This window comes from Branchiibius sp. NY16-3462-2, from assembly GCF_001594145.1.
Classification (GTDB): domain Bacteria; phylum Actinomycetota; class Actinomycetes; order Actinomycetales; family Dermatophilaceae; genus Branchiibius.
On record NZ_LVCF01000028.1, the window covers coordinates 1 to 1,128 of the forward strand.

Consider the following 1,128-nt stretch of genomic DNA (forward strand, 5'->3'; position numbering starts at 1 on the left):
CTAGTGCGGCGCGTCGTTAATCATTTAACGATTGGGTTTGGGATCATGGGGTATGGCGAATCGTCCTGCTCCGGGGTTGGTGCTGCGTGATGGTGATCGGGGCCGGCTGCTGCGGTTGACCCGGTCTTCGACGGTGCGGGCGGGGTTGGCGCAGCGGGCGCGGATCGTGTTGCTGGCCGCCGGGGGCGTGTCGAACACGGCTATCGCCAGCCAGGTGGGGATGTCTCGTCCGACGGTGATTACTTGGCGTAATCGTTACGCCCGCCAGGGAATTGATGGCCTGCGGGATCGGGATCGTCCGGGTCGCCCGCGGGTGGTGGATCATCGGGCGATCGTGGCGGCGACGTTGGAGCCGCCGCCGAAGAAGTACGGGGTGACACACTGGTCGACCCGGTTGCTGGCGCGGCATCTGCGGGTCGGGGATGCCACGATCGCCCGGGCCTGGCGTGAGTACGGGGTCCAACCGTGGCGGTTGGAGACGTTCAAGTTCTCCACTGACCCGCAACTGGTCGCCAAGGTCACCGATGTGGTCGGGCTGTATCTGAATCCACCCGAGAACGCCGTGGTGCTGTGTGTGGATGAGAAGTCCCAGATCCAGGCGTTGGACCGGACCGCGCCGATGCTGCCGATGCAACCGGGGCTGCCGGCCCGGCGCACCCATGACTACAAACGACACGGGACCTCCACGCTGTTCGCGGCACTGGAAGTCGCCACCGGACAGGTCACCGGTGCGTGCAAGAACAGGCACCGGCACCAGGAGTTCCTGGCGTTCCTGAAACAAGTCGCCAAGGCCTACCCCGAGCAGGATCTGCACCTGGTGATGGACAACTACGCCGCCCACAAGCACCCCAAGGTCAACGAGTGGCTGGAGCAGAACCCCCGGATCGCAGTGCATTTCACCCCCACCAGTGCGTCCTGGATGAACATGGTCGAGATCTGGTTCGGGATCATCGAACGCCAAGCGATCCACCGCGGCACGTTCACCTCCGTACCAGACCTGAACGCCAAGATCCGCGCGTTCATCACCGGCTGGAACGACCGCAAACACCCCTTCGTCTGGACAAAGACCGCAGACGACATCCTCAAGAAAGCCAACCGTCAGAAGACTTCAAACGCAGCGCACTAGTA

1 protein-coding gene is annotated in these 1,128 nt (G+C 63.6%); it reads left to right on the plus strand.

The window, feature by feature from the left end:
* The first annotated feature begins 52 nt into the window (after positions 1-52).
* Positions 53-1,126, plus strand: a complete 1,074-nt coding sequence (locus tag AZH51_RS07905; protein WP_291523034.1) for an IS630 family transposase — start codon at positions 53-55, stop codon at positions 1,124-1,126.
* Positions 1,127-1,128 lie beyond the last annotated feature (2 nt).

Coding starts and splice junctions, on each gene's coding strand:
- AZH51_RS07905 (WP_291523034.1), top strand. CDS start 53: ATGGCGAATCGTCCTGCTCCGGGGTTGGTGCTGCGTGATGGTGATCGG.